The sequence below is a fragment of the Pseudomonas medicaginis genome, assembly GCF_965119365.1.
GTDB lineage: Bacteria > Pseudomonadota > Gammaproteobacteria > Pseudomonadales > Pseudomonadaceae > Aquipseudomonas.
Window position 1 is genome coordinate 5,847,064 of the sequence record NZ_OZ221631.1, and the last position, 17,196, is coordinate 5,864,259.

Annotated in this window: 18 protein-coding genes and 1 pseudogene; 12 read left to right on the forward strand and 7 right to left on the reverse strand. The window is 61.3% G+C overall.

The window, feature by feature from the left end:
• Positions 1-33: 33 nt before the first annotated feature.
• The 3 genes from ACMTA2_RS25670 to ACMTA2_RS25680 form a co-directional block, all read right to left on the reverse strand.
• Positions 34-327, reverse strand: coding sequence for a co-chaperone GroES (locus ACMTA2_RS25670; RefSeq protein ID WP_003204913.1), 294 nt, complete (start codon positions 325-327; stop codon positions 34-36).
• A 243-nt stretch (positions 328-570) separates the two neighbouring features.
• The gene (locus ACMTA2_RS25675; RefSeq protein ID WP_413792316.1) at positions 571-1,047 is read right to left on the reverse strand and encodes an FxsA family protein; all 477 of its coding nucleotides are present in this window, start codon (positions 1,045-1,047) and stop codon (positions 571-573) included.
• Between the two features lie 66 nt (positions 1,048-1,113).
• The gene (locus tag ACMTA2_RS25680) at positions 1,114-1,845 is read right to left on the reverse strand and encodes a HugZ family pyridoxamine 5'-phosphate oxidase (protein ID WP_413792317.1); all 732 of its coding nucleotides are present in this window, start codon (positions 1,843-1,845) and stop codon (positions 1,114-1,116) included.
• 165 nt (positions 1,846-2,010) lie between these two features.
• Between ACMTA2_RS25680 and ACMTA2_RS25685 the strand changes: the two genes are divergently transcribed.
• Entirely contained in the window at positions 2,011-2,769 is a 759-nt protein-coding gene (locus ACMTA2_RS25685) for an SDR family oxidoreductase (RefSeq protein ID WP_413792318.1), read from the forward strand.
• 126 nt (positions 2,770-2,895) lie between these two features.
• Here ACMTA2_RS25685 and apbC read toward each other — a convergent pair whose 3' ends face one another.
• On the reverse strand, positions 2,896-3,990 hold the full coding sequence (gene apbC / locus ACMTA2_RS25690; RefSeq protein WP_413792319.1) for an iron-sulfur cluster carrier protein ApbC: 1,095 nt from the start codon (positions 3,988-3,990) through the stop codon (positions 2,896-2,898).
• Between the two features lie 352 nt (positions 3,991-4,342).
• Between apbC and metG the strand changes: the two genes are divergently transcribed.
• The 8 genes from metG (at position 4,343) to ACMTA2_RS25730 (ending at position 11,128) form a co-directional block, all read left to right on the forward strand.
• Positions 4,343-6,388, forward strand: a complete 2,046-nt coding sequence (gene metG, locus ACMTA2_RS25695) for a methionine--tRNA ligase (protein ID WP_413792320.1) — start codon at positions 4,343-4,345, stop codon at positions 6,386-6,388.
• Positions 6,389-6,519: 131 nt separating this feature from the next.
• The gene (locus ACMTA2_RS25700; RefSeq protein ID WP_413792321.1) at positions 6,520-7,092 is read left to right on the forward strand and encodes an Rnf-Nqr domain containing protein; all 573 of its coding nucleotides are present in this window, start codon (positions 6,520-6,522) and stop codon (positions 7,090-7,092) included.
• Positions 7,089-8,102: an electron transport complex subunit RsxB gene (rsxB, locus tag ACMTA2_RS25705; RefSeq protein ID WP_413792322.1), complete on the forward strand. Its 1,014-nt coding sequence runs from the start codon at positions 7,089-7,091 to the stop codon at positions 8,100-8,102. Before ACMTA2_RS25700 ends, rsxB begins: the two co-directional genes overlap by 4 nt.
• Positions 8,089-9,075 carry an RnfABCDGE type electron transport complex subunit D gene (locus ACMTA2_RS25710; RefSeq protein ID WP_413792323.1) on the forward strand — a complete coding sequence of 329 codons (987 nt, stop codon included), beginning with the start codon at positions 8,089-8,091 and terminating at the stop codon, positions 9,073-9,075. Before rsxB ends, ACMTA2_RS25710 begins: the two co-directional genes overlap by 14 nt.
• Entirely contained in the window at positions 9,072-9,683 is a 612-nt protein-coding gene (locus ACMTA2_RS25715) for an RnfABCDGE type electron transport complex subunit G (RefSeq protein WP_413792324.1), read from the forward strand. Before ACMTA2_RS25710 ends, ACMTA2_RS25715 begins: the two co-directional genes overlap by 4 nt.
• Positions 9,676-10,203 carry an Rnf-Nqr domain containing protein gene (locus tag ACMTA2_RS25720; protein WP_413792325.1) on the forward strand — a complete coding sequence of 176 codons (528 nt, stop codon included), beginning with the start codon at positions 9,676-9,678 and terminating at the stop codon, positions 10,201-10,203. Before ACMTA2_RS25715 ends, ACMTA2_RS25720 begins: the two co-directional genes overlap by 8 nt.
• Positions 10,200-10,838 (forward strand): endonuclease III, encoded by a 639-nt coding sequence (gene nth / locus ACMTA2_RS25725; protein WP_413792326.1) that lies wholly within the window; start codon positions 10,200-10,202, stop codon positions 10,836-10,838. Before ACMTA2_RS25720 ends, nth begins: the two co-directional genes overlap by 4 nt.
• Before the next feature lie 107 nt (positions 10,839-10,945).
• Positions 10,946-11,128, forward strand: coding sequence for a PA3496 family putative envelope integrity protein (locus tag ACMTA2_RS25730; protein ID WP_003178717.1), 183 nt, complete (start codon positions 10,946-10,948; stop codon positions 11,126-11,128).
• Positions 11,129-11,183: 55 nt separating this feature from the next.
• Here the strand turns inward: ACMTA2_RS25730 and ACMTA2_RS25735 are convergent, their stop codons facing one another.
• Positions 11,184-11,810, reverse strand: coding sequence for a response regulator (locus ACMTA2_RS25735; protein ID WP_413792327.1), 627 nt, complete (start codon positions 11,808-11,810; stop codon positions 11,184-11,186).
• A gap of 469 nt (positions 11,811-12,279) precedes the next feature.
• Here ACMTA2_RS25735 and ACMTA2_RS25740 point away from each other — a divergent pair.
• Positions 12,280-12,537, forward strand: a pseudogene (locus ACMTA2_RS25740) (hypothetical protein); the annotation flags it as partial.
• Positions 12,538-12,856: 319 nt separating this feature from the next.
• Here the strand turns inward: ACMTA2_RS25740 and ACMTA2_RS25745 are convergent.
• The gene (locus ACMTA2_RS25745) at positions 12,857-14,074 is read right to left on the reverse strand and encodes an argininosuccinate synthase (RefSeq protein WP_134925528.1); all 1,218 of its coding nucleotides are present in this window, start codon (positions 14,072-14,074) and stop codon (positions 12,857-12,859) included.
• 127 nt (positions 14,075-14,201) lie between these two features.
• Positions 14,202-15,200: a flagellar protein MotY gene (locus tag ACMTA2_RS25750; protein WP_413792328.1), complete on the reverse strand. Its 999-nt coding sequence runs from the start codon at positions 15,198-15,200 to the stop codon at positions 14,202-14,204.
• A 190-nt stretch (positions 15,201-15,390) separates the two neighbouring features.
• Between ACMTA2_RS25750 and pyrC the strand changes: the two genes are divergently transcribed.
• Together pyrC and rnt are read left to right on the forward strand one after the other, a co-directional pair.
• The gene (gene pyrC / locus ACMTA2_RS25755) at positions 15,391-16,437 is read left to right on the forward strand and encodes a dihydroorotase (RefSeq protein WP_413792329.1); all 1,047 of its coding nucleotides are present in this window, start codon (positions 15,391-15,393) and stop codon (positions 16,435-16,437) included.
• Positions 16,434-17,111, forward strand: coding sequence for a ribonuclease T (gene rnt, locus ACMTA2_RS25760; RefSeq protein WP_003204947.1), 678 nt, complete (start codon positions 16,434-16,436; stop codon positions 17,109-17,111). The genes pyrC and rnt overlap by 4 nt, the downstream gene beginning before the upstream one ends.
• Positions 17,112-17,196: the final 85 nt, after the last annotated feature.

Genomic DNA, 17,196 nt, shown 5'->3' on the forward strand with positions numbered 1-17,196 from the left:
TACTTTGTAGTAACGGGAAAATGGGCGGGGGAATCAGCCTTCGAGAACAGCGAGGATTTCGTTCTCGCTCATTACCAGCAGGTCTTCGCCGTCGACTTTCACTGTGTTGCTGCCGGAGTAAGGGCCGAACACAACCTTGTCACCCACTTTCACGGCCAGCGCACGTACTTCACCGTTTTCCAGTGCCTTGCCTGGACCTACAGCGAGAACTTCACCGTGGTTGGCTTTCTCGGCAGCCGAACCTGGCAGGACGATACCGCCAGCGGTTTTCTTCTCTTCTTCGCTGCGACGGATGACGACGCGGTCATGCAGAGGACGAAGCTTCATTGTCGATCTCTCCTAATTTTTGGTTTTCATCGGCCGGTGTAGTCCCGGCGGGTTTAACAAATCCGGCAAAGCCGGGTGCGGTTCGTCAGTCGAACCGCGGAAGTCTGTCCGGTGTCGCCACCGGAAACCTTGCGGTGACCGTTACATAAGGGCGTACAAGTGGATTACAAGGGCGAGGGCAGAAATTTTTTTCTTCACGCAGCCAGAACGGACACGGCGCCCGAAGGCGCCGTGTCGAGGGTTTTACTTGGAATCCCGGTGTTCGAATTCGCCTTCGATCACGTCGGGTTCGCGGCCCACAGGCTGGCGCGGAGCAGGACCGCCGCGTGGCTGCAGGTCATCGGCGAAGGCGCGCTGACGCATCGCCTGCTCCTCGGCGCGCTGGCGCATTTTATTGGCCAGCAACCGACGGGTGAACGGCAACAGCATGACCAGGCCCAGCACATCGCTGATAAAGCCTGGCAGGATCAACAGGCCGCCGCCCAGGGCCAGCATCAGGCCTTCGAGCATGGTCTGGGCAGGCAGCTCGCCACGGTTCAGGCTTTCACGGGCACGCAGCGCCGTGGCGAGGCCGGCAATGCGCAGCACGAACACGCCGAGCATCGAGCCGAGAATGACCAGCAGCAGCGCCGGGAAAAACCCGATCGCACCACTGACCTTGACGAATACGAACAGCTCCAACACCGGGAACAGCAGAAAGAGCAACAAAAAAGGGCGCATCAAAGGGTTCCTCTACGCAAGAATGCCTTGCTATGAAACCTTAAATGACGTCGCCCTTTCGTGAATTCAAGCGTCGACCTCGGCATTTTTCGGCCATTGTTCGGCGTGAGCCAGATAAACCAAGGCTTCGCGCACTTGTGTCGGCGTGTTGCAAGGCGTCGCAAACGCCAGCCAGTGCAGGCCCTGGCCAATGCGCAGGTGCATGCCCTCGCTGTCGATGCCCACCAGTTGCGCCGGTTCGCTTTTCGGCAACCCGGCCAGCTCCACGTAATGGGCGATGGCCTTGGCGTGATCGGCGTTCATGTGCTCGACCATGCTGGCTTCGGCTTTGCCGGCGAAGGGATTGGCCAGGGTGAGCTGGTCAATCCAGTGGATGGCGCCAAAGCCGCCGATGTAGCGATGACGCACCGGCTCGAGCACCCAGAAATCGAAATCATGGGCCTTGTGGTAGTTCTGCGAGTCAGGGAAATAGCGGTAATAACGTTCGGCAGCCGTTTCGATGGCGGCGCTGTCTTGGAGTTTGCGGGCCTCGGCCAGGTAGGTCAGACGCCCCACGGCCTGCACATCCTCGGCGCCCCGCTCGCCCACCAGCATCGAACACTTGGGGTCTTTTTGCAGGTTGTGAGTGTGCTGGGCGATGCGGCTGATCAGAATCAGCGGCCAGCCTTGTGCGTCCAGGCAATACGGCACGACGGAGCCGAACGGAAAGCCGGGCATGGATTTGGAATGGGTGGAGAGCATTCCACGGTACTCCTTGAGCAGCAGTTCCCGGGCATGCTTGGCAGCTTCAACGCTCAATTTATGACTCCTTTTATGAAATTCGTCTAGAAAGCGGCCGGGCGACTGGAGTAATGTTCCGATACACCTAGGGGACAGTGCTCGTGTGCAGCCGGACCATACCGCCGCAAATCGAGAGGCCTCCAACAGGTTCCCCCTTCACCGCTGCGCCATCTGGACATGAGAATGCAACTCACTGACAAAGTAATCATTATCACTGGCGGTTGCCAGGGCCTGGGTCGTTCCATGGCCGAGTATTTCGCCGGTAAAGGCGCGAAGCTGGCGCTGGTGGACCTCAACCAGGAAAAACTCGACCAGGCGGTGGCCGCCTGCGCAGCCAAGGGCGTCGAGGCACGAGCCTACCTGTGCAATGTCGCCCATGAAGATCAGGTGATCGATATGGTTGCCCGGGTGGCCGAGGACTTTGGCGCGATCCACGGCCTGATCAACAACGCCGGGATCCTGCGCGACGGCCTGCTGCTCAAGGTCAAGGATGGCGAAATGACCAAGATGAGCCTGGCCCAGTGGCAAGCCGTGATCGACGTCAACCTTACCGGGGTGTTCCTGTGCACCCGTGAAGTGGCAGCGAAAATGGTCGAGCTGAAGAACAGCGGCGCCATCATCAATATCTCGTCGATTTCCCGCGCCGGCAATGTCGGCCAGACCAACTACTCGGCCGCCAAGGCCGGTGTGGCGGCCGCCACCGTGACCTGGGCCAAGGAACTGGCGCGTTACGGCATCCGTGTCGCCGGCATCGCGCCGGGCTTCATCGAAACCGATATGACCCTGGGCATGAAACCCGAGGCCCTGGAAAAAATGACCTCGGGAATTCCGCTCAAGCGCATGGGCAAACCCGAAGAGATCGCCCATTCGGCGGCGTATATCTTCGAGAACGACTACTACACCGGTCGGATCCTGGAGATGGATGGCGGGTTGCGGATCTAAGGTCACCGCAAACCAAATGTGGGAGCGAGCTTGCTCGCGATAGCGTCAGTTCAGTCAGCCTTGATGCGACTGATACGCCGCTATCGCGCGCAAGCTCGCTCCCACAGTGGGTAGGGTTTCACTCTATCAATCGTCGCTGACGGTGATGTTCGGCATCGCCGGTGATGCGGCTTCCTGCAGCACGATTCGCGCGCCCACGTGGCGGGCCAGCTCCTGGTAGACCATGGCGATCTGGCTGTCCGGCTCGGCGATGACCGTGGGCTTGCCACCGTCGGCCTGTTCGCGGATGACCATCGACAGCGGCAGCGAAGCCAGCAATTCAACGCCGTACTGGGTCGCCAGTTTTTCTCCGCCCCCCTCACCGAACAGGTGCTCGGCATGTCCGCAATTGGAGCAGATGTGCACGGCCATGTTCTCCACCACACCCAGCACCGGGATGTTCACCTTGCGGAACATCTCCACGCCCTTGCGCGCGTCCAGCAGGGCCAGATCCTGGGGAGTGGTGACGATCACCGCACCGGCCACCGGGACTTTCTGCGCCAGGGTCAGTTGGATATCGCCGGTGCCCGGCGGCATGTCGATCACCAGGTAATCCAGGTCGCCCCAGGCGGTTTGCGTGACCAGTTGCAGCAAGGCCCCGGACACCATCGGCCCGCGCCAGACCATCGGCGTGTTGTCGTCGGTCAGGAAGGCCATGGACATGACTTCCACGCCATGGGATTGCAGCGGCACGAACCATTTCTGGTCCTTGACCTGGGGCCGGGTGCCCTCGGCGATCCCGAACATGATGCCCTGGCTCGGGCCGTAGATGTCCGCGTCGAGAATCCCCACCTTCGCCCCTTCACGGGCCAGGGCCAGGGCCAGGTTGGCGGCGGTGGTGGATTTGCCCACGCCGCCCTTGCCCGACGCCACGGCGATCACGTTCTTGACATTCGCCAGCCCGGGGACCTGTGCCTGGGCCTTATGCGCGGCGATCACGCTGGTGATCTGGACGGTCGCGGCCGTCACGCCGTCCAGGCCTTCGAGCGCCATCTGCAGCATCTGCGCCCAGCCGCCCTTGAACAGGTCGGCGGCGTAGCCGATTTCCAGCTGGACACTCACACGATCGTCCTGGATGTCGATGGCGCGCACGCACCCGGCGCTGACCGGGTCCTGGTTCAAATAGGGGTCGGTGTACTGGCGAAGGACGGTTTCCACCGCTGCGCGGTTGACGGCGCTCATGGGCAACTCCGATAGCAAGACTGGAAAAACAGGCCGCTATCCTACGCCGCGCGCTCCCGCGTGGCGACCCGATTACAGCAGAGCGAACACCTTTTGTGGCGAGGGGATTCATCCCCGCTGGGTTGCGAAGCAACCCCAAAACCTCGCGCCTCGGTGAGTCAGGTTGGTCTGGCTCGAATGTTTTGGGACTGCTGCGCAACCCAGCGGGGATGAATCCCCTCACCACAGATTGTGCCTGGCTCAGGCCTTTGCCGCTCCCAACCGATGCATGCGGAAACAGGCCAGTGGGGTGAAATATATTTCCCGGCGCTTTATAGTGGCCGACCTCCGTTTCATCAAGTAGCCGAGCCCCATGTCCGAGCCACGCAAGATCCTCGTCACCAGCGCCCTGCCCTATGCCAATGGTTCGATTCACCTCGGCCATATGCTGGAATACATCCAGACCGATATGTGGACGCGCTTCCAGAAACATCGCGGCAACCAGTGCATCTATGTCTGCGCCGACGACGCCCACGGTTCGGCCATCATGCTGCGCGCGGAAAAGGAAGGCATCACCCCGGAACAACTGATCGCCAACGTCCAGGCCGAACACAGCGCCGACTTTGCCGAGTTCCTGGTGGACTTCGATAACTTCCACTCCACTCACGCCGAAGAAAACCGTGAGCTGTCGAGCCAGATCTACCTGAAGCTGCGTGACGCCGGGCATATCGCCACCCGTTCGGTCACCCAATATTTCGACCCGGAAAAGAACATGTTCCTGGCCGACCGCTTCATCAAGGGCACCTGCCCGAAGTGCGGCACCGAGGACCAGTACGGCGACAACTGCGAAAAATGCGGCGCCACCTACGCACCGACCGACCTGAAAGACCCGAAATCGGCGATTTCCGGCGCCACGCCGGTGCTCAGGGACTCCCAGCACTTCTTCTTCAAGCTGCCGGATTTCCAGCAGATGCTGCAAACCTGGACCCGCAGCGGCACGCTGCACGACGCAGTGGCCAACAAGCTCGCCGAATGGCTCGATTCCGGCCTGCAAGAGTGGGATATTTCCCGCGATGCGCCGTACTTCGGCTTCGAAATCCCCGGCGAACCCGGCAAGTATTTCTACGTCTGGCTGGATGCGCCGATCGGCTACATGGCCAGCTTCAAGAACCTCTGCAACCGCACGCCGGAGCTGGACTTCGACGCGTTCTGGGGCAAGGATTCCACCGCCGAGGTGTATCACTTCATCGGCAAGGACATCGTCAACTTCCACGCGCTGTTCTGGCCCGCCATGCTCGAAGGCGCCGGGTTCCGCAAGCCGACCGGCATCAATGTCCATGGCTACCTGACCGTCAACGGCCAGAAGATGTCCAAGTCCCGCGGCACCTTCATCAAGGCCCGGACCTACCTGGACCACTTGTCTCCCGAGTACCTGCGCTACTACTACGCGGCCAAGCTCGGCCGCGGCGTAGACGACCTGGACCTGAACCTCGAAGACTTCGTACAAAAGGTCAACTCCGACCTGGTGGGCAAGGTGGTCAACATTGCCAGCCGTTGCGCCGGGTTCATCCACAAGGGCAACGCCGGCGTCCTGGTCGCCGGTAATGCCGCGCCGGAACTGACCGACGCCTTCCTGGCGGCCGCGCCAAGCATCGCCGAAGCCTATGAGAGTCGCGACTTTGCCCGTGCCATGCGCGAAATCATGGCCCTGGCCGACCGCGCAAACGCCTGGATCGCCGACAAGGCACCCTGGTCCCTGGCCAAGCAGGAAGGCAAGCAGGACGAAGTCCAGGCCATCTGTGCCCTGGGCATCAACCTGTTCCGCCAGTTGGTGATCTTCCTCAAGCCGGTGCTGCCGTTGCTGGCCGCCGATGCCGAAGCGTTCCTGAACGTCGCGCCGCTGACCTGGAACGATCACCAGACACTGCTGAGCAATCATCAGTTGAACGCGTTCAAGCCGTTGATGACCCGTATCGACCCCGCCAAGGTCCAAGCCATGATCGACGCGTCCAAGGAGGACCTGGCCGCCAGCCAGACCGACACCGGCGCCCCAACCGGCAACGGCGAGCTGACCAAGGACCCGTTGTCGCCGGAGATCGACTTCGATGCCTTCGCCGCCGTTGACCTGCGCGTGGCGCTGATCGTCAAGGCCGAAGCCGTCGAAGGGGCCGACAAGCTGCTGCGCCTGACCCTGGACATCGGTGACGAGCAACGCAACGTGTTCTCCGGTATCAAGAGTGCCTACCCAGACCCCGCCAGGCTCGAAGGCCGGTTGACGATGATGATCGCCAACCTCAAGCCGCGCAAAATGCGCTTCGGTGTCTCCGAAGGCATGGTGATGGCGGCGGGCCCCGGCGGCGAGGAAATCTACCTGTTGAGCCCTGACAGCGGCGCCAAGCCGGGCCAGCGGATCAAGTAACGCGACCGCCTGCTGCACCGATCCCACAGTCGCCTTGCAGGGTGGCTGTGGGATTTTCATATCTGGCCCACGCTCCCGGCGTGCCGGATAATGCCTAATCTTGTAACAGGCCCTTTATCGCCCACACGCCCATGACCGAAATCGTCCTCACACTGTTCAGCGCTGCCCTGATCAACAACCTGGTGTTGCATTGGCCGCTGGCCGTCGACCCGCTGCTGGCGGCCAACGGTAGACAGCAAATACACGCCCTGGGCCTGGCAACGGCGTGCCTGATGCTGATCGTCGGTACCCTGGGTTATCTGGTCGATCATGGGCTGCTCGTACCGACAGACCTGACCTCCCTGCGCCTGTTGGCATGGCTGTCCTTGAGCATCTTGCTCATCGGGCCCTTGCTACGCCTGCTGGCACGTTGGCTGCCAACAATGCCGTTCGACGGGTTGTGGCCGCTTTTGCTCGGTAATGCCGGCATCCTGGGCGTCACGCTGCTCAACGCCCAGGAAGACCAAGGCCTGGGCCACGCCATGGCGCTGAGCCTGGGCGCCGGGCTCGGTTTCTGGCTGGTGCTGAGCCTGTTCGACGATTTGCGCCAGCGTACCTTCCATAACGCTATTGCCTTGCCCTTTCGGGGCCTGCCGATTCAGTTGATCAGTGCCGGACTGATGGCGGTGGCCTTTCTCGGATTGCGCGGGCTGGTCAAAACATGAGCCTGATTCAACGTATCGACGCCCTGCTGCCGCAGACCCAATGCGGAAAGTGCGGCCATCCCGGGTGCAAGCCCTACGCCGAGGGCATCGTCCAGGGCGAGCCGATCAACAAATGCCCGCCCGGTGGGCGTGAAACCATCGCGGCCCTGGCCGAACTGATGAACATACCGGTACTGGAACTGGACACCAGCCGCGGCGTGGCCCCGGCGCAAATCGCCTTTATCCGCGAAGCCGAATGCATCGGCTGCACCAAATGCATACAGGCCTGCCCGGTGGACGCGATTGTCGGCGCGGCAAAGCTGATGCACACCGTCCTCATCGATGAATGCACCGGCTGCGACCTGTGCGTGGCGCCCTGCCCGGTCGACTGCATCGAGATGCGGCCTCTACCGACGGCCAGCGTGCTACCGATTGTCGGCGGCCTGGCCTTCAGCGCCGCCGAGCAGCAGGCGCGAACCGCCAAACGCAATCACGCACGGCACCGCTTCGAACAACGCAATGCCCGCCTGCGTCGTGAAGAAGCACAGCGCCAGGCCGAACGTCTGGCTCGAACCCAACGGGCAGCCCAGGCCGTGGAACAGGCGCAGCCACTCGATCCCGTACAGGCCGCGCTGGAACGCGTGCGCGCGCAAAAAGCCGCCACCGCCGATGCGGCCTTGAAAAAAGCCAAGGTTGACCTGGCCATGAGCCGGGCGCAGTTGAACAAATCCTTGAAGGCGTTCGGCCATCCGCCGACCTTCGAGCAGCAATCGCAACTGATCGTGCTGCAACGCCAGTTCGAAGCCGCCGAACAGGCCCTGGGCCAACTGGAAAACGCTGCACCAGCGGCCACTCCAGCCCCGGCGCCGGCACAAAGCGCCGAACTGAAGCGGGCCAAGATCCAACTGGCGATGCGCCGCGCCGAACTCAGCAAAGCCCGGACGGCAGCGGCATCGGATGAACAACTGCAGGCGTTGGAGCAAGCGGTGAAGGATGCCGAACGCCAGGTGGACGTCCATGCCGCTTCCTGAGCCAATGGACGAACGGCTGCGGCCCGCGATGACCCGAGTATTGCTGGCGACGTTGCCCGGCGTGCTGGCGCTGTTGTGGTTCCAGGGCTGGGGCGTGGCGCTCAACCTGCTGTTGTCAGGCCTCACCGCACTGGCAGTCGAGGCGTTGGCGCTGCGTTTGCGCCGTAGGCCGCTCAAACCCGAACTGAGCGATGGCAGCGCGCTGGTCAGTGCCACGCTGCTGGCCCTGGCCTTGCCGGCGTATTGCCCGTGGTGGCTGACCGTCACGGCGGCCGCCTGCGCCTTGCTGTTCGGCAAGCACCTGTGGGGCGGCGTCGGCAGCAACCCGTTCAACCCGGCGATGCTCGGGTACGCCCTGGTGCTGGTGGCCTTCCCTGTCCACATGAGCCAGTGGCCCGCCCCCCACGGCATGGGCCTGCTTGAAGGCTTGCAGCAGGTGTTCGGCACTCATCCGGCGCCCGATGCCTGGGCCGGGGCGACGGCGTTGGACAGCCTGCGCACCAACACGAGCCTGACCATCGATGAACTGTTCGGCAGCGATCCGGCGTTCGGGCGTTTCGGCGGCCGAGGTGCCGAATGGGTCAACCTGGCTTTCCTGGCAGGCGGTCTGTTTCTGTTGCAGCAGCGGGTGTTCAGTTGGCATGCGCCGGTGGGAATGCTGGCGAGCCTGTTCATCGTCAGCCTGCTGTGCTGGAACGGGTCGGGCTCCGACTCCCATGGCTCACCCCTGTTTCATCTGTTCAGTGGCGCGACCATGCTCGGCGCGTTTTTTATCGCGACCGAACCGGTCTCGGGCGCCAAGGCCCCCCTCGCCCGCCTGCTATTTGGCGCGGGCATGGGATTGCTGGTCTATCTGATCCGCACCTGGGGCGGTTATCCGGACGGCGTTGCGTTCGCGGTGTTGCTGATGAACCTCGGCGTGCCGGCACTGGACCGGTTTGCCGAGGCACGACAACGGCGGCCACTGCCATGAAGAATCCCGGCGGCGTGGCAATCCTGATGCTGTTGATCGGCCTCGGTGGCGGTGCCACTTACCTCACGCACCTTGGCACGGCCGGGCGCATCGAGGCCCAGCAGCAAGCGCTGGCCAACAGGACGTTGCTCGACGTGCTGCCCACTGACCGCTATGACAACCAGCCGTTGGCGCACCCCGTTTTCACCGCCTCGGTGACCTTGGCCCATAGCACACTGTTGGGCGGCTACCTGGCGAGCCGCAACGGCCAACCCAGCGCCGTGCTGCTGCGCAGCCAGGCGCTGGGCTATGAAGGCAGCATCGAGTTGCTGGTCGCTATCGATCCACAAGGCCGGTTGCTGGGCGTCAAGACGTTGCGCCAGACCGAAACACCCGGGCTGGGCGCGGCGATTGCCGGCTGGCCAAACGCCTGGATGCAGGCCTTCACCGGCAAATCACGCCAGGCGCCTGACGACAGCGGCTGGGCCTTGAAAAAGGACCAGGGCCAGTTCGATCAACTGGCCGGCGCAACAGTGACGTCCCGGGCGGTGCTCCAGGCGGTTCACGACGCGTTGCGTTACTTCGACGAGCACAAGGCTCGGTTGACGGGAGTGCCTGAGAATGAATAAGCCATGGGGCCTGATGCACGGCCTGCTGCTCGTCCCGTTGATTGGCGCCAGCGATTCGCTGATCGGCGCACTGACGCTATGGCTGGCCTGGGCCTTGATTTTCTTCTGCCAAGGCCTGGCGATGGGGCTTGTCCGACAGCGCCTGGCCGCTTGGCAACGACTGTTCGCCGCCATTGTGCTGGCCGCCTCCCTGACCACCTGCACAAGCTTGGTCGTTCAGGCCTGGGCACTCGAACTGTACCGTCCCCTGTACATGGGTTGGATCGCCCTGAGCTGCGTGGCCCTGGAACATGCGGGTGTCTTCGTCCAATCGCGCTTGCCTGGACGCCTCAGGCTGGCTGGTGTATTCGGCCTCCTGATGATCGGCCTGGGCGCCGTGCGCGAGCTGATCGGCAGTGGCCTCCCCTTGGCCTTGCTCGCCCCTGGCGGGTTCATTCTGCTCGGGCTGCTGTTGGCGGCCCGACAAGCCTGGACAGCTGCCAATTCCCCTTCAACCATCGAGGAAACGCCGCGCCCATGAACGCCGCAAAACGCCTGGAGATATTCCGTCGCTTTCACGAGGACAACCCGGAACCGAAAACCGAACTGGCCTATGGCTCGCCGTTCGAGTTGCTGATCGCGGTGATCCTGTCGGCCCAATCCACCGACGTCGGCGTCAACAAGGCCACGGCCAAACTGTTCCCGGTCGCCAACACCCCGGAAGCGATCTACGCCCTGGGCGTCGAAGGGTTGTCCGAGTACATCAAGACCATCGGCCTGTTCAACAGCAAGGCCAAAAACGTGATCGAAACCTGCCGTCTGCTGATCGAACGCCACGGCAGTGAAGTCCCGCAGACCCGTGAAGCACTGGAAGCCCTTCCCGGCGTGGGCCGCAAGACCGCCAACGTCGTGCTCAACACCGCGTTTCGGCAGTTGACCATGGCAGTCGACACCCACATTTTCCGGGTCAGCAACCGGACAGGACTGGCCCCCGGCAAAAACGTGGTGGAGGTAGAGAACAAGTTGATGAAGTTTGTTCCCAAGCAATACCTGCTGGACTCCCATCACTGGCTCATCCTCCACGGGCGCTACGTCTGCCTGGCCCGCAAGCCCCGCTGTGGCAGCTGCCGGATCGAAGATTTATGCGAATACAAGCACAAGACCTCGGACGATTGAGGCGCTATTGCTTTTATTGATCCACCGATTGAAAAAATCTTTTTTACCCGCCCGTGGTTTATCGATATAAGGAGCGCCAATGGCAGTCTTAGCCTGGAGTCGAACCCATGAGTGCTGGCAAAGAACAACTCGATGTAGAAGACGAATTCATCGCCGTTGAGGCCGACGACGTTGAACCCGTGGTCGTGGAAGTGGCGAAAACCAACCTGAGCAAGCGCCGCACCATCGATAACCTGCTGGAAGAACGTCGCTTACAGAAACAACTGGCCGATTACGACTTTGACCTCTGACACGTAAAAGCCTCCCTGATGGAGGCTTTTTACTGAGTACGTGTGGCCGGTCCCCTCACACCAACCCATTACGCTGCGCCAGTTCGATCAGGTCGACCAGCGAACGGGCATTGAGCTTCAATAACAGACGGGTCTTGTAAGTACTGACCGTCTTGTTGCTCAAGAACATTCCATCGGCGATTTCCTTGTTGGTCTTGCCGCGCGCCAGCTGCTGCAAGACCATCATCTCCCGCCCCGATAACCGATCGACCATATCGGATTCACTGGCATTACCCAGGCTCGACCGCACCGTATGCAACGCCTGGTTGGGAAAATAACTGTAGCCGGACAGTACTGCCTTTATTGCACTTAATAACTCGGTCAGGTCCTGTTGCTTGCAGACATACCCGGCCGCCCCCGTTTGCATGCAGCGCATCGAAAAATGTCCAGGCGCCTGGGAAGTCAGTACCAATACCTTCATGGAGGAAGGGATGGCCCCCAAACGGGCAATGACCTCCAGCCCGTCCAGTTTCGGAATACCGATATCGAGAATGACGATATCGGGCATAAGTTCACGAGCAAGTTGCAACGCATCGACGCCGTTGTCGGTTTCGGCAACGACCTCATAACCATGACGCTCCATCAGCAAACGTACAGCAAGACGAATGACGGGATGATCATCCACGATCAGCACTTTATTCATGGGCAAATCCAACTTCGCTGTTCGAATTTTTAGAGCACGCACAATAGCCTAGTCATTTCTACCTTGGCATGCCGCCCCCCCCTGACCGCTCGCACCGAGAGACAGAACCTACAAGCTATACAGAAAATTCCTACAAATCCCGGCAGGAAAAATGTGTCCTGCGTTTTTTACGGAGAAGGACCGACTGCCCTTGACAGTCCGGTACCCCTATCAATAATGCGCCCTTTCAGCGCGTTCCCCACCCGCGGACAGGCAACCGGGAAACACTTCATTCATAAAGAGTAACCGAATTATTTACTGTTAAAACTACCAGTACTCACTTCAACTGCGGGAATCCTATATAAGAGACGTTCAGGCGTCCGATAAAAAATATCGGCGCCCCCGGATGGGCTGGCTATACCTTATTACTTACCCATCGACACTATTCCCCATTAATTCACCGAGCATGAATACTCCATGAGCATTAACCATGAACAAACCTTTGAAGACTATTACCAACCCCATGACCCTTATCGCCATATTCGCAACTTTATCCGAAACTTCCGCGGCCATTTCCCTGCCGTTCCTGGATGATCAGGACCGGGAGTATTACCTCTGGTTCCTGATCAGCTTTCCTTTTTATCTATTGCTGCTCTTTTTCATCACCCTCAACTTCAATTATCGCTCCTTGTATTCACCTTCGGATTTTCGCAAGAACAAACACTTCATGAAGACCCTGGATGACGCGACCTGTCGGCGCAAACGACTGCCGTGCCGGTCGGGCAAGGACCCTCGGCGGCGGGCAACCCTTCATCGATCCAGGCATGAACCGCCAGACACCCTTTGCATTCTGTGCCGCCAATCCCAGCGCCCGATCGAGCCCTGTCGATCAGTGCATTTGAAGCACGCCAGCATCATCGTGTACGTCATCTACCACCACGCAGACCTCGCGGCCCACGGGCAGGATGAATGAAGAGGCAGCGCCGCCACCAGCAGGCCGTACGTACAGAACAGAGGGCAAAAAAAACGGCCTGCTCAAGGCAGGCCGTTTTTTTTGATAACCAGGGTCAGAACAGCTTGCGACCCTTGTTCGCCGCGATGCGCATGCGCAGGGCGTTGAGCTTGATGAAACCGGCCGCATCGGCCTGGTTGTAGGCACCGCCGTCTTCTTCGAAGGTCGCGATGTTGGCGTCGAACAGCGAGTCGTCGGACTTGCGCCCGGTCACGATCACATTGCCCTTGTACAGCTTCAGGCGCACGACACCGTTCACGTTGGTCTGGGAAGCGTCGATCATCTGTTGCAGCATCAGACGCTCAGGGCTCCACCAGTAGCCGGTGTAGATCAGGCTGGCGTACTTGGGCATCAACTCATCCTTGAGGTGAGCCACTTCGCGGTCCAGGGTGATCGATTCGATCGCCCGGTGGGCGCGCAGCATGATGGTGCCGCCCGGGGTTTCGTAGCAGCCGCGGGACTTCATGCCGACATAGCGGTTCTCGACGATGTCCAGGCGACCGATGCCGTGCTCGCCGCCGATGCGGTTCAGGGTCGCCAGCACGGTGGCCGGGGTCATTTCCACGCCGTCCAGTGCGACGATATCGCCGTTGCGATAGGTCAGCTCCAGGTATTGCGGAGTATCGGGAGCCTTCTCCGGGGAGACGGTCCAGCGCCACATGTCTTCTTCGTGCTCGGTCCAGGTGTCTTCCAGCACGCCGCCTTCATAGGAGATGTGCAGCAGGTTGGCGTCCATCGAGTACGGGGATTTTTTCTTGCCGTGACGCTCGATCGGGATCGCGTGCTTCTCGGCGTAATCCATCAGTTTTTCACGGGACAGCAGGTCCCATTCACGCCACGGGGCAATGACTTTCACGCCCGGCTTGAGGGCATAGGCACCCAGCTCGAAACGCACCTGGTCGTTGCCTTTGCCGGTGGCGCCGTGGGAAATGGCGTCGGCGCCGGTTTCGTTGGCGATTTCGATCAAGCGCTTGGCAATCAACGGACGGGCGATGGACGTACCCAGCAGGTACTCGCCTTCGTAAACGGTATTGGCGCGGAACATCGGGAACACGAAGTCGCGGACGAACTCTTCGCGCAGGTCATCGATGTAGATCTCTTTGACGCCCATGGCCTGGGCCTTGGCGCGTGCAGGCTCGACCTCTTCGCCCTGCCCCAGGTCAGCGGTGAAGGTCACCACCTCGCAGTTATAAGTGTCCTGCAGCCACTTGAGGATCACCGAAGTGTCCAGGCCGCCGGAATACGCCAGAACGACCTTGTTTACGTCCGCCATGCCATCACTCCACGGGTTGTACGGAAAGCCGGGAAGTCTAACGTCCAGCGCGGATAATTTACAGAGGCGCGACAGCTTATGACGACGAAGCGACAGATTATGTCGACGGCGCGACGGTAAAATCCAATCAGGAGGTCCGCGCCGTTGCCCCGACGGGTGTGGGTGCCGGTGTCTTGGCCGGCGCCGCGGTTGGCGCCGGTGGCTTGGCAGGACCGGCAGCGGGCGCCGGCTGCGCGGCGGGTGCCTGGGGTGCCTGGGGTGCCGGTGCCTGGCTAGCCGCCACGCGCTCGAGGCGCACGACCACGCGACGGTTCTTGGCGCGATTGGCAGCGTTGGTGTTAGGCACCAGGGGATAGCGCTCGCCGTGGAAACGCAGGGTAATCTGCGACTCCTGGAAACCATTGGCCTTGAAGAAGTCCTGGACCGCCAGCGCCCGACGGCGAGACAGTTCGCGATTGGTCAGGCGGTTGCCGCTGTTATCGGAGTGACCATCAAGCTCGACATGATTGACGCTCGGATCGGCCTTGATGAAGTCGAGCATCACTTGCAACTGAGCCTTGGCGTGGGCATCGAGATCGACCGCTTCGCCAGGAAAACCGATTTGCGTCTGTTTCACCTGCTCGAAATTCTTCGGCAACAGTTTCGCCACACAGCCTTGGTAGTCATTGAACGCCTTGCTGAAGCGCACCGGCAGCAGACGCACTTCCGAAACCCGCCCGTCCTCGCTGTTGCGGCGTACCACGGGGCTGCGCCCCTCCATCAGCCCACTGATCAGGCGCCCGGCCTGGACCTGGGAGCTGTTGAACAATACGTCGCCACTGCCGATCCTGACTGAACCCAGGTTGATGTCGCCGCGCCCCGGTTGCCACGGCGCCGCGGCCGCCAGCAGGGTGGCCGAACCGCCGCCCAGCATCGGGTTATAAGCCTTGAGACGGAACGTGGCCTGTTCGCCCGCCCGGCGCACGAACTCGCCACTGCCAAAATCAGTGATCGGCTGGCTCAGCCGGCACTCGAACTTGTCGCCTTCGACCGTCCACTCAATGCTCTCCAGACGGGTCTGGAAAGTGAGCGCCATGGCGGGAAGGCTGGCAAACACACTGAGCAAGGCTAGATAACGCTGGCGCACGGGAGGCTCCACTGACTTTTATACAAAGATCGACGCATGCCGAGGGCATGACGCCTGTCCGGCGCACTACACGGATTCGTGGCACACCTGTAGGAGCTATCGGTAAGTTGCGCCAGAACTTGATAGCGGGTGCCTGAATCGGTCTTTTCCGGTAGCATTCCCACAGTTTGACCCGCCTGGAAGCCCCCCAATGTCCGACCGCCTGACCCTGCTGCGTCCCGACGACTGGCATATTCATCTTCGCGATGGTGCTGTGTTGACCCATACCGTCGCCGATGTCGCGCGCACCTTCGGGCGCGCAATCATCATGCCTAACCTGGTTCCGCCAGTGCGCAACGCCGCCGAAGCCGACGGCTATCGCCAGCGTATCCTCGCCGCACGCCCGGCTGGCAGCCGCTTCGAACCGTTGATGGTGCTTTACCTCACCGACCGCACCCAGCCCGAAGAAATCCGCGAGGCCAAGGCCAGCGGCTTCGTCCATGCCGCCAAGCTGTACCCGGCCGGTGCCACCACCAACTCCGATTCCGGCGTCACCAGTATCGACAAGATCTTCCCGGCGCTGGAAGTCATGGCCGAAGTCGGCATGCCGTTGTTGATCCATGGTGAAGTTACCCGGGGCGACGTAGACGTATTCGACCGCGAGAAAATCTTCATCGACGAGCACATGCGCCGCGTCGTGGAGCGCTTCCCGACCCTCAAGGTGGTGTTCGAACACATCACCACCGGCGATGCCGTGCAGTTCGTCAACGAGGCCCCGGCCAACGTCGGCGCGACCATTACCGCCCATCACCTGCTGTACAACCGCAACCATATGCTGGTGGGCGGGATCCGGCCGCACTTCTATTGCCTGCCGATCCTCAAGCGCAATACCCACCAGGAAGCCTTGCTGGACGCCGCCACCAGCGGCAGTGCCAAGTTTTTCCTCGGCACCGACTCCGCACCCCACGCCCAGCACGCCAAGGAAGCGGCCTGCGGTTGCGCCGGTTGCTACACCGCCTATGCCGCCATCGAGATGTACGCCGAAGCCTTCGAACAGCGCAACGCGCTGGACAAACTCGAAGGCTTCGCCAGCCTGCATGGCCCACGTTTCTATGGCCTGCCGGTGAACACCGATCGTATTACCCTGGTTCGCGATGAGTGGACCGCCCCCGCCAGCCTGCCTTTCGGCGATCTGGCTGTCATCCCGCTGCGCGCCGGTGAAAAACTGCGCTGGCGCCTGCTGGAGGAAAACGCGTGAGTGAAGATCATTTCGACGACGAACTGGACGGCAACGGTGGTTCGGGCGGCGCCCGTCACCCCATGGCCGCGCGGTTCCGTGGCTACCTGCCGGTCGTCGTCGACGTAGAAACCGGTGGTTTCAACTCCGCCACCGACGCCTTGCTGGAAATCGCCGCGACCACCATCGGCATGGACGAAAAAGGCTTTGTGTTCCCTGACCACACCTACTTCTTCCGTGTCGAGCCGTTCGAAGGCGCCAACGTCGAAGCGGCGGCCCTGGAGTTCACCGGGATCAAGCTCGATCACCCGTTGCGCATGGCAGTCAGTGAAGAAACGGCCCTGACCGACATCTTCCGTGGCGTGCGCAAGGCGCTGAAGGCCAACGGGTGCAAGCGAGCGATCCTGGTCGGCCACAACAGCAGCTTCGACCTGGGCTTCCTCAACGCCGCCGTCGCGCGCCTGGACATGAAGCGCAACCCGTTCCACCCGTTTTCCAGCTTCGACACCGCGACCCTGGCTGGCCTGGCGTACGGCCAGACCGTCCTGGCGAAAGCGTGCCAGGCGGCCGACATCGATTTCGATGGCCGCGAGGCTCACTCGGCCCGCTACGACACCGAGAAGACCGCCGAGCTGTTCTGCGGCATCGTCAATCGCTGGAAAGAAATGGGTGGCTGGCAGGATTTCGACGACTGACATCAACCTGGCTTGGCTCACTTGTGGCGAGGGATGTATCCCCGTTGGACTGCGCGGCAGTCCCAGAAAGGTGAGCCAGGCAAAC